Genomic DNA, 19,973 nt, shown 5'->3' with positions numbered 1-19,973 from the left:
CTGAGATTGGACTCAATCCAAGTCTGTGACGTGTATCACAAATGAATGCGCACCGGTCAGCCCGCCCGGTGCACCACCGCGTCGCACAGCTCCACCAGCGCCGACTTCGCACCGCACTCCGGCAGCGGCACCAGCGTGGCGCGGGCCTCCTCCGCGAAACGCACGGTGTCGCGGCGGGCCTGGTCCAGGGCGGGATGGGCGCGGAGGAGGGAAAGCGCCTCGGCGTGCCGGGCATCGTCCGTCAGGTCCGAGTCGAGCAGTTCGCACAGCGCGATGTCCTCGGCCAACCCGAGCCGCTCCGCTCGCTCGCGCAGCCGCAGCACGGGCAGGGTGGGAATGCCCTCGCGCAGATCGGTGCCGGGCGTCTTGCCGGACTCGTGCGAATCGCTCGCGATGTCGAGTACGTCGTCCGCGAGCTGGAAGGCCACGCCCAGCCGCTCCCCGTACTGCGTGAGCACATCCACCACGGTCTCGTCGGCGCCCGACATCATCGCGCCGAATCGTCCCGACACGGCGATCAGCGAGCCGGTCTTGCCGCCGAGGACGTCCATGTAGTGGTCGATCGGGTCGCGCCCGTCCCGCGGTCCGGCCGTCTCCAGGATCTGTCCGGTGACCAGGCGCTCGAACGCCTCGGCCTGGATGCGTACGGCCTCCGGCCCCAGGTCGGCCAGGATGTGCGAGGCGCGCGCGAACAGGAAGTCGCCGGTGAGCACCGCGACCGAGTTGCCCCAGCGGGCGTTGGCGCTCGGCACCCCGCGGCGGACGTCCGCCTCGTCCATCACGTCGTCGTGGTACAGCGTGGCGAGGTGGGTCAGCTCCACGACGACGGCCGAGGGCACGACACCCGGCGCGTACGGATCCCCGAACTGCGCGGCGAGCATCACGAGCAGCGGCCGGAACCGCTTTCCGCCCGCGCGCACCAGGTGCTGCGCGGCTTCCGTGATGAAGGGGACCTCACTCTTGGTGGCCTCGATCAGGCCTTCCTCGACAGCCGCCAATCCGGCCTGGACATCGGCTTCGAGAGCCTGGTCCCGCACGCTCAGCCCGAACGGCCCGACGACGGTCACGAGGGTCTCCTGTCTGCTGACGCTCTCAAGGGCGGTCTCTGTGTGATCTGGTTGTTGATCTGGTTGTTCTCGGTGCTCTGGGCGCTGTGAGCCTTTGTCGATGTGTCGCCGCTTGCACTCAAGTCAGCGTATCCGGTCGCCTTTCGATCACGGTGACTGCCCACCCGTCCAGGCCAGGCGGTATCGGGTCACTGTCGATATGTTCTCGTTCTCCTGATACGGATTGCAAAAGGCATGATTTTCATGCCTTGACACCTGTTGAGCATGATCCAGTATTTCGCGTGCGGCGGAGTGAGACCCTAGGCTCCGCGCATGACCGCATACGCGTATGTGGGCCCCCTCGACATAGCCGAGGCGGCCGGGGCGCTCGAGGCAGTCGAGGCGGCCGCGGCGGGGTCGGTGCCCCGTGCGGGCGCGACCAGCCGGCCCGGCCAGGGTGACCGGATCCGGACCCCGGCAGACCTCGACGCCTTTCTGAGCTCCCGTCCCCAGGACGAACTGCACGAACCCCACACCTTCGTCGTCGACCTGTCGGGCACCCTGCGACTGGCTCCGCGCCGCTCCGAACACGTGGCGTGCGCGGGCGGCGAGGCGGTGCGCGCGGCCGGGGAGCTGGCCTTCGCCCGGACCGCGCAGGGCTGGACGGTCACGTACGCGAGCAACCAGTCCACCGGCTACTGCCCGGACGTCGAGTCCTGGCCGGCCGTCGCGGCGGCTCTCGCCCGCGCGGGCATCACCCACGGCTCCGCCTACACGCACCCGATCACTTACCGCCGCTGCCCGGAATGCGGCGAGTGGAACTCCGTACAGGACGCGCATTTCGTCTGCGTCTTCTGCGACGCCGATCTCCCGGCCTCGCATCGCACCGGCCCGATGGATCTCGCACTGCTCGCCGACGAGGAGGGCAACGCCGTCAGGATCACGGTCCTCGGCCGTCACCCACAGGTGCCGGGCCGCCTGGAGGCCGAGATCGTCGTGGCGACCCCTTTCGTGCAGGGCCGCCTCGCGCTCGCCCTGTCCCGCAGCCGACTTGAAACGTGGGGGCGCGCCCTGAACAGCCTCGAAAGCGGCGAGGACATCGCATGGATGGCGGTGGAGCGAGGGCCGTCGGTGTTCATCCACCTCACAGGAGAGCGGGACTGCCCCGAGGTGGTCGTGGAGGACCAGATGATCTCCATGGTCACCGTGCGCGTGCCCATCAGCCTGCCGGAGGACTGGATCGCAAGCCACCGACAACGCCTCAGTGACGTACTGGCTGCTCACTCTCCCCATTGACCACCGGGGCCCAGGGCATAAACAGCCGTTCCAGGACCACCGCGATCCCGTCGTCCTCGTTCGACAGGGTCACCTCGTCGGCCACCGCCTTGAGTTCGGGGTGGGCGTTGGACATGGCGACGCCATGAGCCGCCCAGTCGAACATGGGGATGTCGTTGGGCATGTCGCCGAAGGCGATCGTCGTGTCGGGGGTGAGGCCGAGATGGGCGGCCGCGAGGGCGAGGCCCGTCGCCTTGGTCACCCCGCATGGCTGGAGTTCGACGGTGCCGGGGCCGGACATCGTGACGCTGGCGAGGGAACCGACCGCCGCACGGGCCGCGGACGCCAACTCGTCGTCGGTCAGCGCCGGGTGGCGCAGGAGGACCTTGCTGATGGGTTCCGCCCAGAGGTCGTCGCGGTGGAAGATGCGCACCGCCGGCAGCGTCGGATGCGGCATCTCGTAGCCCGGTTCGATGAGCGTGAGCCCGTCGACGCCGTCCTGGTCCACGGCCGCGTACACCTCCCCGACCTCCGCCTCGATCTTGCCGAGCGCCGTCTCCGCCAGCTCGCGCTCAAGGGTCACCGACCACAGCATGCGGTCGGCCCCGGCGTCGTACAACTGCGCTCCCTGCCCGCACACCGCCAGCCCCTGGCCGCCCAGGTCATCCAGTAACGGCCGCACGCGTGGGGCCGGTCGTCCCGTCACCACGAGGTGCCGGGCGCCCGCCGTTGCCGCCATCGCCAGCGCGGTCCGTGACCGGTCGGAGAGGGTGTCGTCGCCGCGGAGCAGCGTTCCGTCCAGGTCAGTGGCGATAAGTGAATATGCGATCGGTGCGGCCATGATCAGAGAATACGGATCGAACGGCCCATCGACCCGGCCGGAACCGGACGTCGTCCGAAACCTCGACCGCTCCGAGCGCCCTCGTACGCCCGGCCGCGACCGCTCCGAGCGCCCCCGAACGTCCGGCCGCGACCACCCCACGCGCAGACTGGGGCCATGACCCGCAAGCCATCCGAAGGCGACATCGGCGCGGCAGACTGGCTGCAGGAGCAGATGCGGAACTGGCGTCCCCCACGGCCTGACACGGAGATGCCCCGCGTGACGGTGCGGACCGCGGAATTCCTGGTCCGACTCGACGACGGCATGCTCGGCTACTTCCGCGAGATGGCGGACGTGCTCGTGGAGCGCTTCGGGATCTCGCGGGCGGAGGCCGTCGCGAGGATCAACGCACGGTACGCGGACATCGAGATCGAGCCCGCGGAACAGGAACTCATGACGCACGAGCTTCCGGAGTACTGGGCGTTCGGCGTCTACTTCCTGCCTCACGCTGACGCGTCCCGGCTTCCCTACGGCGACGAGGACCTGGACGGCGACCTCTCGAAGTGGGAGGTCCGACCGGCGCCTCCCCGGGAGTGGCCCGTGTGGACGCTGGAGGAAGGCACGTGAAACCGTTGCCCATGCCGTCGTTCCCCACGCAGCCGTTGACGCGGTCGTTCCCCGCCCAGTCGTTCCAGCAGCACCTGCGCACGGCCGGGGCCGAGATCCTGGAGCGGTTCCCGGACGACCTCAAACCCGAGATCTACGCCCTCTCCTTCCGGATCTGGCGGATCGACTACGACCCCAGGCGGCCGTACGTGGCGATCGGGTACAACACCGAGAGCCAGTACCGGCTGGAGGCCCGGGGGGAGGACCCGGGCGAAGCCCGCTGGAATTACGCCTGTTGGCTGCTGGACGGGTTCGAGATGCTGGGGAACGTTCCGGAGGATCCCCCCGGAAGCCCTCTCTACGTCGACGAGGTGAAGCGGCTCGGCCTCTGGTTCGACGGTGAGGGGGACGACGCCGACGACGGCCAGTACACGGCACTGGTCGAGCATTTCGCCGCTACCTGCATCGACCTCTCCCGCCACCTTCAGAGCAGCGGCCGGATCAAGGAGATCCTCGGCCGTCCCGTGCCCGTTGTGGTCTTCGACATGGACTGTCCGGGGTGGGAGGTGGAGGCCACCGAGGCCGCCAACCCGCCCGAACTCGTCGCCGACTTCCTCGCATGGCAACGAGAGGCGGCGGGAGAGGCGTAACCCGGGCGGGCCGGCAGGAGGCGGGGCCGGACTGACGGACGGAACGCCGCCGCCCGCGCCCCCGAAGGTCAGCCGTGCGCCCCCGCCAGATGCCGGGCCAACCGCGGCGAGGCGAACTCCGTGCCGCACACGAACCGCATCACCGGCCCGTACGAGGCCGCCGCCGGCAAGCCCGTGAAGTACAGGCCGGGGATGGACGACCGGAACCCGGCGCCCAGCTTCGGCGTGCCCCGGCTCACCGCCAGCTCCGTACGCAGCTCATGCCCGAGGAAGTCCATCGCGGCGAGGTCGACGCGGTAGCCGGTCGCGGCGACGACGTGGTCCGCGGAGAGTTCCTCCATGCGTCCGCCGAGGGTCTGGACCGCGAGGGTCGGGCGGCCGTCCACCAGCCCGGACCGGACGATCCGCGAGACCTCGCGCACCTGCACCTTCTCCTCGAACCGCTCCCGCAGCCACCACGCTCCGAGCGGCCCGAGTACGCGGCGCACGAGGAAGTGCCGGGCCTGCGGCGGGAGATAGCGGTAGGGGTGCGGGTAGTAGCTGAGCGCCCACAGCGACCAGGCACGGCCGAAGGGCGACTCGGGACGCAGGCGCGGCTGCTCCCAAGGGGGCGCGCCGAAGCCCACCGCCCCCTCGCCGCGCGCGACCACGCGCACCCGCGCGCCCGCCTCCGCCGCGAGCGCCGCCGTCTCGAGGGCGGACTGGCCGGCGCCCACCACGAGCAGTTCCTTGCCGGAGAAACGGCTCAGGTCGTGGTGCTGTGAGCTGTGCGAGACGGCCCCTGTGGGGGTCGGTCCGTCGGCCGCCGCCGCAGCCAGCTCGCGCGGCAGGTGGGCCAGGCCGGACAGGCCGGTCGCGACGACGACGGCCCGCGCGGTGAACAACTCCCCCGAGTCCAGCTTGAGTTCGAAGCCCTCCGCGCCGCGCCGGTCGACCGAGACGACCCGCACCCGCTCCAGCTCGGGCACAAGCCGCTGCTGGAACCACTCCCCGTACGCGATGAACGTCTCCACCGGAACGAGGTCCTCGTCCCCGACGAGCCGGGGGATACCGGCCGCGTCGCAGTAGTCGACGAGGTTGTGGCCCCGCTGCGGGGCGTCGAGGTTGGAGGCGGCCGGCGTCGACTTCAGCAGCATCCCCTCCGGCATGTGCGCGCGCCAGCTCACCATGGGCTCGCCGAACACGCGAACCGGAATACCGCGCGCCCGCAGATGCGCGGCGATGGAAAGCCCGAACGGCCCAGCACCGATCACTGCCACCGGATCCATCACGAAGTCCCCTCCCCAGGACACCACTTCACCGCTTCTTGGCTTGGCGATCTGCCTATTTCGTCGCGCCGCGGTGGCCCGCCCGCCACAGCTGGTACAGGTGCTTGGCGCCGGGCCGCACGAAGCGCGCGAGCATCGTGAAGAACGGCCGCAGGTCGTCCGCCGCCAGCCACGCCAGCTCCGTGCCGCTCGGGCGGACGGGTGCGTGCGGGGTCGTATAGCCACTGCGGCGGTAGGCGAGCAGGGCGGGCAGGTCGATGTTCTCCACGATGTACCGCCGGCCGGCGCGCTGCCCTCCCTTCGGAACGGCGCGCCCGGTCAGATCCAGGTGCATGGCGCGGACGACGTCGATCCCGGACTCGCTCTCGAAGAGCCGGAACTGCGCGCCCATCCGTGGATTGAAGTCGAGCAGTTTGTACTGGCCGTCGCGCCGGTCGAAGCGCAGGTCGAGGTCGATGACGCCGCTGAAGCCGATCTGCTTGATGAAACGCGTGGCGAGGTCCGCGAGTTCCGGATTGTCGACGACGTACGCATGTGCCGTCATACCCGCGTGCGGCGGCCAGGAGCGCACTTTGACGCCGGTGAACATCGCGAGGGGCACCGAGTGCGCGTCGAAATACGCGTGCACGATCCAGTCCTCGGCCTCTTCCCGCGGCAGATACTCCTGCAGTATCACGCCGGGATGCGCGCCCCATTCGCGAGCGAGGCCGAGCAGGCGCTCTCGGCTGGTGATGCGAGTCGTCCCGTTCACAGCCGGGCGTGCGCGACGCACGAAAGCCTCGCGATTCTTCGCCACGAGCGGGAACCTCGCTTTCGCCGCGAATTCCTCTATCTCGTCGTACGACTCCGGAAAGGCGGCCTTCGGACTCGGAATGCCGTGCTCCACGCAGAGTTCATGCAGGCCCTGTTTGCTGGCGAGGCGGCGCGGCAGGCCCGCGTCCACTCGGGGGAACAGGAATCCTCCGCCGAGCTCCGTCTGGTGCTCGGCGATCAGCACCGCGGCCTCCTCGTCGGTCGGGATCAGCACGGCGGGCCGGCCGATGCGGCGCCCGATGCGCAGCAGTCCCTCGACGAGCCGCGCCGGCTCCTCCGTACCGGTGGTCGGCCACACGAACGCGCGCCGCAGATGACGCGAGAGCGCGGCGGGCGTGTAACGGTCCTCCGTGATCGCATACATCGGTACGCCCAGGCGCCCGAGGCTGCGGATCGCGCCCACGCCGCCGTGGTGCAACGGGTAGTCGCCGAACTTCACGATCAGCCCCGGCACGCCCCGGTCGGCATCCAACGGCACACTCTCGGTGCTTCTGGCCACGGGTCCCCCCACGTGTCCCCCCAATGGACCCGGACCCACCCCCGCCCGCGCCCCTCCCAAAGGAGGCTAAGCCAGAATCAATTACTCCTCACAAGATCTATCCGGACATTGCGAACTCTTTAGGCACTGCCCAAGCAAGGCAACTCCCCCGTAACGTGTGCCTCACCCACACGGAAAGCGAGGCAGCATCCGATGCCCCCCTTCGAGGTCCCCGAGGGCGATCCCTTCGGTCCGCACAACCTTCCGTACGGCGTGTTCTCCCCGCTCGGCTCCAAGGAGCGCGGGGTCGGTGTCCGGCTGGGCGACCACGTCCTCGACGCGGGCGGCGCGGCCCGGGCACTGGGCTCCCCGTACGTCAGACTGCTCGCCCGACGCTCCCTCGACGCCCTGCTCGCGGCGGGCCGTACGACATGGTCTGACGTGCGGCGGGCGATCACGGCGTGGGTGACGGTGCCCGCCCACCGGGAGACCATCGCACCCCTGCTGCACCCGCTCTCCGAGGTGACCCTGCACCTGCCCTTCGAGGTCGCGGACTACGTCGACTTCTACGCGTCGGAGAACCACGCCCGCAACGTCGGCAAGATCTTCCGCCCCGACGCCGCCGACCCCCTCACCCCCAACTGGAAGCATCTGCCGATCGGTTACCACGGCCGGTCCGGCACCGTCGTGGTGTCCGGTACGGACGTGGTGCGCCCCTCGGGCCAGCGCAAGGCCCCCACGGACCCGGAGCCGGTCTTCGGGCCGTCCGTCCGGCTGGACATCGAGGCGGAGGTCGGCTTCGTGGTCGGTGCGCCCTCCACCATGGGCACACCCGTACCGCTGAGCGACTTCAGCGACCATGTCTTCGGCCTCTGCCTCCTCAATGACTGGTCCGCGCGCGACCTCCAGGCCTGGGAGTACGTCCCCCTCGGCCCGTTCCTCGGCAAGTCCTTCGCCACGTCGGTGTCGGCCTGGATCACACCTCTGGACGCCCTTGAGGACGCTCGGGTCCCACCCCCGCCCCGTACCCACCCCCTCCTCCCCTACCTGGACGACTCCTCCGAGGAGCCCGGCGGCTACGACCTGCGCATCTCCGTCGCCCTCAACGGCCACGTCATCTCCGAGCCACCCTTCTCCACCATGTACTGGACCGCCGCCCAGCAGTTGGCCCACATGACGGTGAACGGCGCCTCCCTGCGCACCGGCGACCTGTACGGCTCGGGGACGGTGAGCGGGGCCGGCGAACGCGAACGCGGGTCGCTGCTGGAGCTCAGCTGGAACGGACGCGACACCCTCGAACTCCCCGACGGCAAGCGGACGTTCCTGGAGGACGGCGATGTCGTGACGATCACGGCCTGGGCACCGGGCCCGAACGGAACCCGCGTGGGACTGGGCGAAGTGACCGGGCGGGTCGTCCCGAGCGCGTGACGGCGCCTTGTCCGGGCGACCGGGCAGGATCTACCTCTCTCTGTCCGGGCGACCGGGCAGGCCCTACGTCCTGTCGCCCGGAAGACACCCCAGGGGCGGCACGGCGCTCGGCTCGCCGCTATATCCAGTCGTCCGGCTCGTCGGGCTCCCCCCAGTCCTCCGGGTCCGGCTCCACCTCCGTCGCCGAGTCCTCGCCCTGGATCGCGGGGGCCGGCGGCGAGGCCGGGGACAGCGAGGCCAGCACCCCGAGCACGCCTTCCCCGTATGTCGTGAGCTTCTTCTCGCCCACTCCGCTGATCCCGCCCAGCTCCGCCATGGAGGTGGGCCCCACCGTGGCGATCTCCCGCAGTGTCGCGTCGTGGAAGATGACGTACGCCGGGACGCCCTGCTCCTTGGCCTGCGCGCCACGCCAGGCGCGCAGGGCCTCGAAGGCGGGGACCAGCTCGTCGGGCAGTTCGGCCGCCGCGGCCTTGGGCCTGCGCTCGCCCCGGGGCGACGCCGACCGCGAGGTCACCGGCTTCTTCGGCTCCTTGCGCAGCGGCACCTCACGCTCGCGCCGCAGCACCGTGCCGCTCGCCTCGGTCAGCACCAGCGTCCCGTACTCGCCCTCGACCGCGAGCAGCCCCTGGGCCAGCAACTGCCGTACGACACCGCGCCATTCGCCTTCGGACAGCTCCTCGCCGATGCCGAACACGGACAGCTGGTCGTGATCGAACTGTATGACCCTGGCGGTCCTGCGCCCGAGCAGAATGTCGACGATCTGCACCGCCCCGAACTTCTGCCCCCGCTCGCGCTGCAACCGCACCACCGTGGACAGCACCTTCTGGGCCGCGATCGTGCCGTCCCAGGTCTCGGGCGGGACCAGGCATGTGTCGCAGTTTCCGCACGCCGTGGCCTCGGCGTCCTGGCCGAAGTAGGCGAGCAGTTGGGCGCGGCGGCACTGGACGGTCTCGCACAGCGCGAGCATCGCGTCGAGGTGCGCCGCGGCCCGGCGCTGGAACGCCTCGTCGCCCTCACCGGACTGGATCAGTTTGCGCTGCTGTATGACGTCGTTCAGGCCGTACGCCATCCAGGCCGTGGACGACAGTCCGTCGCGGCCCGCGCGACCCGTCTCCTGGTAGTAGCCCTCGACCGACTTGGGCAGGTCGAGATGGGCGACGAACCGTACGTCCGGCTTGTCGATGCCCATGCCGAAGGCGATGGTCGCGCACACCACCAGCCCCTCCTCACGGAGGAACCGCGCCTGGTGCGCGGCGCGTGTGCCCGCGTCCAGGCCCGCGTGGTACGGCACCGCCTCGATGCCGTTGCGGGAGAGGAACTCGGCGGTCTTCTCCACCGAGTTGCGCGACAGGCAGTACACGATGCCCGCGTCGCCCGCGTGCTCCTCCTTCAGGAACGACAGCAGCTGCTTCTTGGGGTCGGCCTTCGGGACGATGCGGTACTGGATGTTGGGCCGGTCGAAGCTCGCCACGAAGTGGCGGGCGTCCGGCATGCCCAGGCGTTGCGTGATCTCCTGGTGCGTCGCGTGCGTGGCCGTCGCCGTCAGCGCGATCCGCGGCACCTCGGGCCAGCGCTGCCCCAGGAGCGAGAGCGCCAGGTAGTCGGGCCGGAAGTCGTGGCCCCACTGCGACACACAGTGCGCCTCGTCGATCGCGAAGACGGAGATCTTGCCGCGGGCCAGCAGATCGAGCGTGGACTCCAGGCGCAGCCGCTCCGGCGCGAGGTAGAGCAGGTCGAGCTCGCCCGCCAGGAACTCCGCCTCGACCAAGCGCCGCTCGTCGAAGTCCTGCGTGGAGTTCATGAACCCGGCGCGCACGCCGAGCGCCCGCAGCGCGTCCACCTGGTCCTGCATCAGCGCGATGAGAGGGGAGACCACCACGCCCGTACCGGGTCGGACCAGGGCCGGGATCTGGTAGCAGAGCGACTTGCCGCCACCTGTCGGCATGAGGACGACGGCGTCGCCGCCGGCCACCACATGCTCGATGACCGCTTCCTGCTCACCGCGGAACGTCTCGTACCCGAAGACGCGGTGGAGCGTGCCCAGCGCCTCGGTCACCGCGAGGCCCGCGGGCCTGTCCTCTTCGGCCATCACACCCGTCCCACCCGTCCCGCTCATCGCCCTGTCCCCCGTCACACGCCGTGCCTCGACCACTGCCCCCACGATAGGGGCCCACACCGACAGCCTCGCAGTTATCCACAGCCTGCCTCGCGCCACCCCACATCAAGGCGCATCACTCGTTCACACGCACGAGGGAGCACACCACACCGGCCCGGCTCCCCGCGAAGGCGAGCCGGGCCGGCTGTGTGCGACGAGCGGAGCGTCAGCGGACGAACACCCCCGCCTGCCCCGCCAGGTCCAGGAAGTACTGCGGCGCGACACCCAGCACCAGCGTGACCGCCACGCCCACCCCGATCGCTGTCATCGTCAGCGGCGACGGCACGGCGACCGTCGGGCCTTCCGGCTTCGGCTCGCTGAAGAACATGAGCACGATCACGCGGATGTAGAAGAACGCCGCGATGGCCGACGAGATCACACCGACGACGACCAGCGCACCGGCGCCGCCCTCCGCCGCCGCCTTGAACACGGCGAACTTCCCGGCGAAGCCAGAGGTGAGGGGAATGCCGGCGAAGGCCAGCAGGAAGACCGCGAACACGGCCGCCACCAGCGGCGAACGCCGTCCCAGCCCCGCCCACTTGGACAGATGCGTGGCCTCGCCGCCCGCGTCGCGCACCAGGGTCACGACCGCGAACGCGCCGATCGTGACGAAGGAGTACGCGGCCAGATAGAAGAGCACCGACGAGACGCCGTCGGCCGTGGTCGCGATGACACCGGCGAGGATGAAGCCCGCGTGCGCGATCGACGAGTACGCCAGCAGCCGCTTGATGTCGGTCTGGGTGATCGCGACGATGGCGCCGCCCAGCATGGTGATGATCGCGACGGCCCACATCACCGGCCGCCAGTCCCAGCGCAGGCCCGGCAGCACGACGTACAGCAGACGAAGCAGCGCCCCGAAGGCGGCCACCTTGGTCGCGGCGGCCATGAAGCCGGTCACCGGGGTCGGCGCGCCCTGGTACACGTCCGGGGTCCACATGTGGAACGGCACCGCGCCCACCTTGAACAGCAGGCCCATGACGACCATCGCGGCACCGATGAGCAGCAGCACGTCGTTGCCCATGGTGTCGGCGAGCGCCGGGTTCACGTTCTCGATCGAGCCGTCGACGACCTGGGCGATCGTCGCGTACGACACCGAGCCCGCGTAGCCGTACAGCAGGGCGATGCCGAAGAGCGTGAACGCGGAGGCGAAGGCACCGAGCAGGAAGTACTTGACCGCGGCCTCCTGCGACATGATCCGCTTGCGGCGGGCCACGGCGCACAGCAGGTAGAGCGGCAGCGAGAAGACTTCCAGGGCGATGAACAGCGTCAACAGGTCGTTGGCCGACGGGAAGATGAGCATCCCGCCGACCGCGAAGAGGAGCAGCGGGTACGCCTCCGTCGTGGTGAACCCGGCCTTCACCGCGGCCTTTTCGCTGTCGCTGCCGGGCACTGACGCGGCCTGCGCGGCGAACGAGTCGACACGGTTGCCGTGCGCCACCGGGTCGAGGCGTCGCTCGGCGAAGGTGAACACGGCGAGCAGTCCGGCGAGCAGGATCGTGCCCTGCAGGAAGAGGGCCGGTCCGTCGACCGCGATCGCGCCCATCGCCGCGATCTTCGCCTTCGTGGTGCCGTATCCGCCGGCCGCGAGCCCGATAACCGCGGCGAAGGCGGCGGCGAGCGCGACGACGGACAGGAACACCTGCGCGTAGTAACGGGACTTGCGCGGCACGAACGCCTCGACGAGCACGCCGATGATCGCCGCGCCGATGACGATCAAGGTGGGCGACAACTGCCCGTATTCGATCTTTGGCGCGTCGATCTTCTCGATCGGATCGGCCGCCATTGTCCACAGGCTGTGGACGGCTACTGCGCTCACTTGGCCGCCTCCACCTCGGGCTTGGGGTCCTGCTTCTGTACGTCGGACATGGTGTGCTCGACCGCCGGGTTGACGATCTCGGTGACCGGCTTCGGGAAGACGCCCAGGAAGATCAGCAGGGCGATCAGCGGGGCGACGACCACGAGCTCCCGCACCCGTAGGTCGGGCATGGCCGAGACCTCGGGCTTCACCGGGCCCGTCATCGTCCGCTGGTAGAGGACGAGGGTGTAGAGCGCGGCGAGGACGATGCCGAAGGTGGCGATGATCCCGATCACCGGGTAGCGCGTGAACGTGCCGACGAGGACCAGGAACTCACTCACGAAGGGCGCGAGGCCGGGCAGCGAGAGGGTCGCGAGGCCGCCGATCAGGAAGGTGCCCGCGAGCACCGGGGCGACCTTCTGCACCCCTCCGTAGTCGGCGATCAGCCGCGATCCGCGGCGCGAGATCAGGAAACCGGCCACCAGCATCAGCGCGGCGGTCGAGATTCCGTGGTTGACCATGTAGAGCGTCGCGCCCGACTGGCCCTGGCTGGTCATCGCGAAGATGCCCATGATGATGAACCCGAAGTGCGAGATCGACGCGTACGCCACCAGCCGCTTGATGTCGCGCTGACCGACCGCGAGCAACGCGCCGTAGACGATGCTGATCAGGGCGAGTACGAGAATGACCGGTGTCGCCCACTTCGAGGCCTCAGGGAAGAGCTGGAGGCAGAAGCGCAGCATCGCGAAGGTGCCGACCTTGTCGACCACCGCCGTGATCAGTACGGCGACCGGGGCGGTGGCCTCCCCCATGGCGTTCGGCAGCCAGGTGTGCAGCGGCCACAGGGGTGCCTTCACCGCGAACGCGAAGAAGAAGCCCAGGAAGAGCCACCGCTCGGTGTTGGTCGCCATGTCCAGCGTGCCGTTGGCCCGGGCCTCGGCGATCTCCTGGAGCGAGAAGTTCCCGGCCACCACATAGAGACCGATGACGGCGGCCAGCATGATCAGGCCGCCGACCAGGTTGTAGAGGAGGAACTTCACCGCGGCGTACGACCGTTGGGCCGCCGCGTTCTCGTCCGAGCCCGCGTGGGCGCGGTCTCCGAAGCCGCCGATGAGGAAGTACATCGGGATGAGCATGGCTTCGAAGAAGATGTAGAAGAGGAAGACGTCGGTGGCCTCGAAGGAGAGGATCACCATCGCCTCGACGGCGAGGATCAGGGCGAAGAAGCCCTGCGTCGGACGCCACCGGGTGCTTCCGGTCTCCTGCGGGTCGGCGTCGTGCCACCCCGCAAGGATCACGAACGGGATCAGCAGCGCGGTCAGCGCGATCAGCGCCACCCCGATGCCGTCCACACCCAGCTCGTACCTCACCCCGAAGTCCGCGATCCACGCGTGGGATTCGGTGAGCTGGTAGCGGTCGCCGCCCGGGTCGAAGCGGACCAGGACGACCAGGGCGAACACCAGAGTGGCGAGCGAGACCAGCAGCGCCAGCCACTTGGCGGCGGTGCGGCGCGCGGCCGGCACGGCGGCCGTGGCGATCGCCCCGAGGGCCGGGAGCGCCGCCGTCGCTGTCAGCAGAGGAAAGGACATCGGTATCAGACCGCCCTCATCAGCAGGGTCACGGCGATGAGGACCGCCGCACCGCCGAACATCGAAACCGCGTACGACCGCGCGTAGCCGTTCTGCAGCTTGCGGAGCCGACCGGAGAGACCACCCATCGAGGCCGCCGTGCCGTTGACGACCCCGTCGACCAGGGTGTGGTCGACGTACACCAGGGAGCGGGTGAGGTGCTCTCCGCCGCGTACGAGGACGACGTGGTTGAAGTCGTCCTGGAGGAGGTCGCGCCGGGCGGCCCGGGTGAGCAGGGAGCCACGCGGGGCGAGTGCCGGAACGGGACGGCGCCCGTACTGGGCGTACGCGATTCCGGCGCCGACGACGAGCACCACCATGGTGGCGAGCGTGACCGTCATGGCGCTGATCGGGGCGTCTCCGTGGTCGTGTCCGGTGACCGGCTCCAGCCAGTGCAGGAAGCGGTCACCGATGCTGAAGAAGCCGCCCGCGAAGACCGACCCGAAGGCGAGCACGATCATCGGGATCGTCATGGACTTCGGGGACTCGTGCGGGTGCGGCACCTCGTACTCACCCCGGGTCTCGGCGGCCGGCTCCACGCTCGGCTCGGCCGGGGACGGCGTCGGCGCGTTGCGCCAGCGCTCCTCGCCGAAGAACGTCATCAGCATCACGCGCGTCATGTAGTACGCGGTGATGGCCGCGCCGAGCAGGGCCACTCCGCCGAGGATCCAGCCCTCGGTGCCGCCCTTGGCGAAGGCAGCCTCGATGATCTTGTCCTTGGAGAAGAAGCCCGACAGACCGGGGAAGCCGATGATGGCCAGGTAGCCGAGGCCGAAGGTGACGAACGTGATCGGCATGTACTTCCTGAGGCCGCCGTACCTCCTCATGTCGACCTCGTCGTTCATGCCGTGCATGACCGATCCGGCGCCGAGGAAGAGCCCGGCCTTGAAGAAGCCGTGCGTCACCAGGTGCATGATCGCGAAGACGTAGCCGATGGGGCCGAGGCCCGCGGCGAGGACCATGTAGCCGATCTGCGACATCGTCGAGCCGGCCAGGGCCTTCTTGATGTCGTCCTTCGCGCAACCGACGATCGCACCGAACAGGAGCGTGACGGCACCGACGACGGTGACGACCAGCTGGGCGTCCGGCGCGCCGTTGAAGATGTCGGCGGAGCGGACGATCAGGTACACGCCCGCGGTCACCATCGTCGCGGCGTGGATGAGGGCCGAGACCGGGGTCGGGCCCTCCATCGCGTCCCCGAGCCAGGACTGCAGCGGCACCTGGGCGGACTTGCCGCAGGCGGCGAGCAGCAGCATCAGGCCGATGGCGGTGAGCTTGCCCTCACTCGTCTCGCCCGTCGCCTCCAGCACGGGCCCGAAGGCGAACGTGCCGAACCACGCGAACATCAGCATGATCGCGATCGAGAGCCCCATGTCGCCGACACGGTTGACCAGGAAGGCCTTCTTCGCGGCGGTCGCGGCGCTGGGCTTGTGCTGCCAGAAGCCGATCAGCAGGTACGAGGCGAGGCCGACGCCCTCCCAGCCGACGTACAGCAGCAGGTAGTTGTCGGCGAGGACGAGCAGCAGCATCGCCGCGAGGAACAGGTTCAGATAGCCGAAGAAGCGGCGTCGGCGCTCGTCGTGCTCCATGTACCCGATCGAGTACAAGTGGATCAGCGAGCCGACGCCGGTGATCAGCAGGACGAACGTCATCGACAACTGGTCGAGCTGGAAGGCGACGTCGGCCTGGAAGCTCTCGACGGGGACCCAGCTGAACAGGTGCTGGGCCATCTCCCGTTCCTCCGCGCCCTTCCCCAGCATGTCGGCGAAGAGGACCACGCCGATCACGAAGGAGACGGCCGCGAGGACCGTACCGATCCAGTGGCCGATGGCGTCCAGCCGCCGGCCGCCGCACAGCAGTACGGCCGCTCCGAGCAGAGGCGCCGCTACCAGCAGCGCAATCAGGTTCTCCACGATTCAGCGACCCCTTAGAGCTTCATCAGGCTGGCGTCGTCGACCGAGGCCGAGTGGCGGGAACGGAACAGCGACACGATGATCGCGAGCCCGACCACGACCTCCGCGGCGGCGACGACCATCGTGAAGAACGCGATGATCTGGCCGTCGAGATTGCCGTGCATCCGGGAGAAAGCGACGAGCGCGAGGTTGCAGGCGTTGAGCATGAGCTCGACGCACATGAACACCACGATCGCGTTCCGCCTGATCAGGACGCCGGTGGCGCCGATCGTGAACAACAGGGCGGCGAGGTAGAGGTAGTTGACGGGATTCACTTCGCGGCCTCCTCTTCCCTTCCGAGCCGCTCCTCGGCGCGCCGCTCCAGTGCCTTGAGGTCATTGATCGCCTCGGTCGACACATCGCGGATCTGGCCGCGCTGCCGCAGCGTCTTGATGACGGTGAGCTCGGACGCGGTGCCGTCCGGGAGGATGCCCGCGATGTCCACCGCGTTGTGCCGGGCGTAGACGCCGGGGGCCGGCAGCGGCGGTACCTGCTTGCCTTCCCGTACGCGCTGCTCGGCCAGCTCGCGCTGGGTCTTGGCCCGCTCGGTGCGCTCCCGGTGCGTGAGCACCATCGCGCCCACGGCGGCCGTGATGAGCAGGGCGCCGGTGAGCTCGAAGGCGAAGACGTACTTCGTGAAGATGAGGGCCGCGAGGCCCTCCACGTTGCCGCCCGCGTTGGCCTGGGCCAGGCCGTTGAACTCGTTCAGCGCCGCGTTGCCGATTCCCGCGCACAGCAGGATGCCGAAGCCGAGTCCGCACAGGAGGGCCAGCCAGCGCTGCCCCTTGATGGTCTCCTTCAGGGAGTCGGCGGCGGTGACGCCGACGAGCATGACCACGAAGAGGAACAGCATCATGATCGCGCCGGTGTAGACGACGATCTGCACGATGCCCAGGAAATACGCGCCGTTGGCGAGGTAGAACACCGCCAGGATGATCATGGTCCCGGCGAGGCAGAGGGCGCTGTGCACGGCCTTCTTCATGAAGACGGTGCACAGGGCGCCGATCACGGCAATGGTGCCGAGGACCCAGAACTGAAACGCCTCTCCGGTGGAGGTGGAGTAGGCGGCGAGACCCGTCATCGTCCGATCACCTTCCCCGACGCCGGCTCGTCCTCGCCGGAGGTCGAGCCGGCTTCCTGCGGGACTTCCCCCTTGGAGAGGGCCACCTGGCGCTCCGTGCCGGGCGCCGCCTCCGTCACCAGACCCCGGTAGTAGTCCTGCTCGTCCATCCCGGGGTAGATCGCGTGCGGGCTGTCGACCATGCCCTCGTCGAGGCCGGCGAGCAGCTGTTCCTTGGTGTAGATGAGGTTGGCGCGACTGCTGTCGGCCAGCTCGAACTCGTTCGTCATCGTCAGCGCGCGCGTGGGGCACGCCTCGATGCACAGCCCGCACAGGATGCAGCGGGCGTAGTTGATCTGGTAGACGCGGCCGTACCGCTCGCCCGGGGAGTAGCGCTCCTCGTCGGTGTTGTCCGCGCCCTCCACGTAGATGGCGTCCGCCGGGCAGGCCCAGGCGCACAGCTCGCAGCCCACGCACTTCTCCAGGCCGTCCGGATGACGGTTGAGCTGGTGCCTGCCGTGGAATCGCGGGGCGGTGGTCTTCTGCTCTTCCGGGTACTGCTCGGTCAGCCGCTTCTTGAACATGGCCTTGAAGGTCACGCCGAAGCCGGCGACGGGGTTCTGGAAACCGGGCTTGGTCTCCTTCTGCTCATCAGCCATCGGACGCCTCCTTTCCGTCTTGAGGTCCATCGGGTCCGTCACTGGCAGTATCGGGCCCACCACTGACAATCAACTCCCGCTCCCGGCGCGGGCGTCGCCGAGGCACTGGCGGCAGCTCCTGTCCCGGCAGCGGCGGTACGGGGAATCCGCCCGCCATCGGGTCGAAGGCGACGGGTTCGGCCGGCGCCTCCTCGGCACTCTTCCGGTCGCGGAACGTGTCGACCACGAACGAGAGCAACAGCAGGACGAGGACGCCCCCGGCGACGTAGAGGGCGATGTTGGCGAAGTCGTAGCCCTCGTTGCGCAGCGTCCGTACGGTCGCGACAGCCATCAGCCACACCACGGAGACCGGGATGAGGACCTTCCAGCCGAGCTTCATCAGCTGGTCGTAGCGGACGCGGGGCAGCGTGCCGCGCAGCCAGATGAAGAAGAACAGCAGCAACTGCACCTTGAGCACGAACCAGGCCATCGGCCACCAGCCGTGGTTGGCGCCCTCCCAGAAGGTGCTGACCGGCCACGGAGCCCGCCAGCCGCCCAGGAAGAGCGTCACCGAGACCGCCGAGACCGTCACCATGTTCACGTACTCGGCGAGCATGAACAGCGCGAACTTGATGGACGAGTACTCGGTGTTGAAGCCGCCGACGAGGTCGCCCTCGGACTCCGGCATGTCGAACGGGGCGCGGTTGGTCTCCCCGACCATCGTCACGATGTAGATCAGGAACGACACCGGCAGCAGCAGGATGTACCAGCGGTCCTGCTGCTGGGCGACGATCTCCGACGTCGACATCGAGCCGGAGTAGAGGAACACCGAGGCGAAGGCGGCGCCCATGGCGATCTCGTACGAGATCATCTGCGCGCACGAGCGCAGACCGCCGAGCAAGGGGTACGTCGATCCGGACGACCAGCCCGCGAGCACGATTCCGTAGATGCCGACCGAGGCGACCGCGAGGATGTAGAGCATCGCGATCGGCAGGTCGGTGAGCTGCATCGTGGTGCGCTGCCCGAAGATCGAGATCTCGTTTCCGGCGGGCCCGAAGGGGATCACCGCGATCGCCATGAAGGCCGGGATGGCCGCGACGATCGGCGCGAGGACGTAGACCACCTTGTCCGCGCGCTTGACGATGAGGTCTTCCTTGAGCATCAGTTTCACGCCGTCGGCGAGCGACTGGAGCATGCCCCAGGGCCCGTGCCGGTTGGGGCCGATGCGCAGCTGCATCCAGGCGACGACCTTGCGCTCCCACACGATGGAGAAGAGCACGGTCACCATCAGGAAGGCGAAGCAGAAGACCGCCTTGATGACGACCAGCCACCAGGGGTCGCGGCCGAACATGGAGAGGTCTTCAGCGGCGAGGTACGGCGTCATGCCTCCACCTCCTTGGGGGCCTCGGTGGCGAGCGTCGCCGGGCCGATGCGGACGAGGGCACCGGGCTGCGCGCCCGTGTCCGAGGCGACGCCTCCCCCGGCGGAGTTCAGCGGGAGCCACACCACGCGGTCGGGCATCTCCGTGATCTGCAAGGGGAGTTCGACCACTCCCGAGGGGCCGGTCACGGCCAGGGCGTCGCCGTCCTTCACGCCCGCCTCGGCGGCCGTGGCGGCAGACACACGCGCGTGTGCGGCATGCCGGGTCGCGGCCAGCGCCTCGTCGCCCTCCTGGAGGCGGCCCTGGTCGAGCAGCAGCCGGTGCCCTGCGAGCACGGCCTCCCCGGCGGCGGGCCGCGGCAGCTGGGCCGCGGACTCCATGGGCTCGGTGGCCCGCGCCCCGTCCCAGGCGCCGAGCCGGTCCAGCTCCACGCGCGCGGTGCGCAGATCGGGCAGCCCCAGGTGGACGTCCATGGCGTCCGCGAGCATCTGCAGGACGCGTGCGTCGGTCGGCGGCAGGCGGCGGGGCATCTGGTCGGGTTTCAGCGCGGCCTCGAAGAGCCGGGCCCGCCCCTCCCAGTTGAGGAAGGTGCCCGCCTTCTCGACGACCGCGGCGACGGGGAGCACGACGTCCGCGTGCTCGGTGATCTCGCTGGGACGCAGTTCGAGCGACACCAGGAAGCCCACCTCGGATAGTGCCTCACGCGCGCGTGCCGGGTCCGGGAGGTCGGCGACCTCGACGCCCGCCACGACGAGCGCGGACAGCTCGCCGGTGGCGGCGGCCTCGACGATCTGGCCGGTGTCGCGGCCGTACCGGTGCGGGAGTTGGGCGACTCCCCAGGCCGCGGCGACCTCGTCCCGTGCGCGCGGGTCCGTGGCCGGACGGCCGCCGGGCAGGAGCGAGGGCAGCGCGCCCGCCTCGATGGCGCCGCGCTCCCCCGCCCGGCGCGGGATCCACACCAGGTGGGCGCCCGTCGCGGT

At 69.5% G+C, this 19,973-nt stretch carries 17 protein-coding genes; 4 read left to right on the top strand and 13 right to left on the bottom strand.

Annotated features, from left to right (window positions below; translation table 11 throughout):
• Positions 1 to 56 precede the first annotated feature (56 nt).
• On the bottom strand, positions 57 to 1,067 hold the full coding sequence (locus FE633_RS40980; protein WP_138050248.1) for a polyprenyl synthetase family protein: 1,011 nt from the start codon (positions 1,065 to 1,067) through the stop codon (positions 57 to 59).
• A gap of 312 nt (positions 1,068 to 1,379) precedes the next feature.
• Here FE633_RS40980 and FE633_RS47940 point away from each other — a divergent pair, with 312 nt between their 5' ends.
• Positions 1,380 to 2,342 (top strand): DUF5959 family protein, encoded by a 963-nt coding sequence (locus FE633_RS47940; protein WP_212747336.1) that lies wholly within the window; start codon positions 1,380 to 1,382, stop codon positions 2,340 to 2,342.
• On the opposite strand, the gene FE633_RS40970 is transcribed toward FE633_RS47940, so the two are convergent.
• Positions 2,308 to 3,162 carry a Cof-type HAD-IIB family hydrolase gene (locus FE633_RS40970; RefSeq protein ID WP_138050247.1) on the bottom strand — a complete coding sequence of 285 codons (855 nt, stop codon included), beginning with the start codon at positions 3,160 to 3,162 and terminating at the stop codon, positions 2,308 to 2,310. The genes FE633_RS47940 and FE633_RS40970 overlap by 35 nt on opposite strands.
• 156 nt (positions 3,163 to 3,318) lie before the next feature.
• Here FE633_RS40970 and FE633_RS40965 point away from each other — a divergent pair, with 156 nt between their 5' ends.
• Positions 3,319 to 3,768, top strand: coding sequence for a hypothetical protein (locus FE633_RS40965; RefSeq protein ID WP_246114057.1), 450 nt, complete (start codon positions 3,319 to 3,321; stop codon positions 3,766 to 3,768).
• The gene (locus FE633_RS40960; protein WP_246114056.1) at positions 3,765 to 4,397 is read left to right on the top strand and encodes a hypothetical protein; all 633 of its coding nucleotides are present in this window, start codon (positions 3,765 to 3,767) and stop codon (positions 4,395 to 4,397) included. Before FE633_RS40965 ends, FE633_RS40960 begins: the two co-directional genes overlap by 4 nt.
• Positions 4,398 to 4,465: 68 nt before the next feature.
• On the opposite strand, the gene FE633_RS40955 is transcribed toward FE633_RS40960, so the two are convergent.
• Both FE633_RS40955 and FE633_RS40950 read right to left on the bottom strand, forming a co-directional pair.
• On the bottom strand, positions 4,466 to 5,668 hold the full coding sequence (locus FE633_RS40955) for an FAD-dependent oxidoreductase (protein ID WP_138050246.1): 1,203 nt from the start codon (positions 5,666 to 5,668) through the stop codon (positions 4,466 to 4,468).
• Between the two features lie 52 nt (positions 5,669 to 5,720).
• A complete protein-coding gene (locus FE633_RS40950; protein WP_246114055.1) occupies positions 5,721 to 6,977 on the bottom strand; it encodes a carboxylate--amine ligase in 1,257 nt (418 codons plus the stop codon).
• Positions 6,978 to 7,169: 192 nt separating this feature from the next.
• Here FE633_RS40950 and fahA point away from each other — a divergent pair, with 192 nt between their 5' ends.
• The gene (gene fahA, locus FE633_RS40945) at positions 7,170 to 8,384 is read left to right on the top strand and encodes a fumarylacetoacetase (protein ID WP_138050245.1); all 1,215 of its coding nucleotides are present in this window, start codon (positions 7,170 to 7,172) and stop codon (positions 8,382 to 8,384) included.
• Between the two features lie 118 nt (positions 8,385 to 8,502).
• Here fahA and recQ read toward each other — a convergent pair whose 3' ends face one another.
• The 9 genes from recQ to FE633_RS40900 all read right to left on the bottom strand — a co-directional run.
• Complete coding sequence (gene recQ / locus FE633_RS40940) at positions 8,503 to 10,500, bottom strand: DNA helicase RecQ (protein ID WP_425473298.1); 1,998 nt, start codon at positions 10,498 to 10,500, stop codon at positions 8,503 to 8,505.
• Between the two features lie 205 nt (positions 10,501 to 10,705).
• Positions 10,706 to 12,355: an NADH-quinone oxidoreductase subunit NuoN gene (nuoN, locus tag FE633_RS40935; RefSeq protein ID WP_138050244.1), complete on the bottom strand. Its 1,650-nt coding sequence runs from the start codon at positions 12,353 to 12,355 to the stop codon at positions 10,706 to 10,708.
• The gene (locus FE633_RS40930; protein WP_138050243.1) at positions 12,352 to 13,923 is read right to left on the bottom strand and encodes an NADH-quinone oxidoreductase subunit M; all 1,572 of its coding nucleotides are present in this window, start codon (positions 13,921 to 13,923) and stop codon (positions 12,352 to 12,354) included. Before FE633_RS40930 ends, nuoN begins: the two co-directional genes overlap by 4 nt.
• A gap of 5 nt (positions 13,924 to 13,928) precedes the next feature.
• Entirely contained in the window at positions 13,929 to 15,875 is a 1,947-nt protein-coding gene (nuoL, locus tag FE633_RS40925; protein ID WP_138050242.1) for an NADH-quinone oxidoreductase subunit L, read from the bottom strand.
• A gap of 14 nt (positions 15,876 to 15,889) precedes the next feature.
• Positions 15,890 to 16,189, bottom strand: a complete 300-nt coding sequence (gene nuoK / locus FE633_RS40920; RefSeq protein WP_009310327.1) for an NADH-quinone oxidoreductase subunit NuoK — start codon at positions 16,187 to 16,189, stop codon at positions 15,890 to 15,892.
• The gene (locus tag FE633_RS40915; protein WP_138050241.1) at positions 16,186 to 16,995 is read right to left on the bottom strand and encodes an NADH-quinone oxidoreductase subunit J; all 810 of its coding nucleotides are present in this window, start codon (positions 16,993 to 16,995) and stop codon (positions 16,186 to 16,188) included. Before FE633_RS40915 ends, nuoK begins: the two co-directional genes overlap by 4 nt.
• Complete coding sequence (nuoI, locus tag FE633_RS40910; RefSeq protein ID WP_138050240.1) at positions 16,992 to 17,633, bottom strand: NADH-quinone oxidoreductase subunit NuoI; 642 nt, start codon at positions 17,631 to 17,633, stop codon at positions 16,992 to 16,994. The genes FE633_RS40915 and nuoI overlap by 4 nt, the downstream gene beginning before the upstream one ends.
• Complete coding sequence (gene nuoH, locus FE633_RS40905) at positions 17,626 to 18,996, bottom strand: NADH-quinone oxidoreductase subunit NuoH (protein ID WP_138050239.1); 1,371 nt, start codon at positions 18,994 to 18,996, stop codon at positions 17,626 to 17,628. Before nuoH ends, nuoI begins: the two co-directional genes overlap by 8 nt.
• A partial coding sequence (locus FE633_RS40900; protein WP_171060329.1) for a molybdopterin-dependent oxidoreductase occupies positions 18,993 to 19,973 on the bottom strand: 981 nt, incomplete at its 5' end. The genes FE633_RS40900 and nuoH, both read right to left, overlap by 4 nt.

It is taken from the genome of Streptomyces montanus (genome assembly GCF_005786655.1).
GTDB lineage: Bacteria > Actinomycetota > Actinomycetes > Streptomycetales > Streptomycetaceae > Streptomyces > Streptomyces sporangiiformans.
The sequence above is the reverse complement of the archived record's forward strand: the minus strand, read 5'-3'. Positions and strand labels throughout refer to the sequence as shown.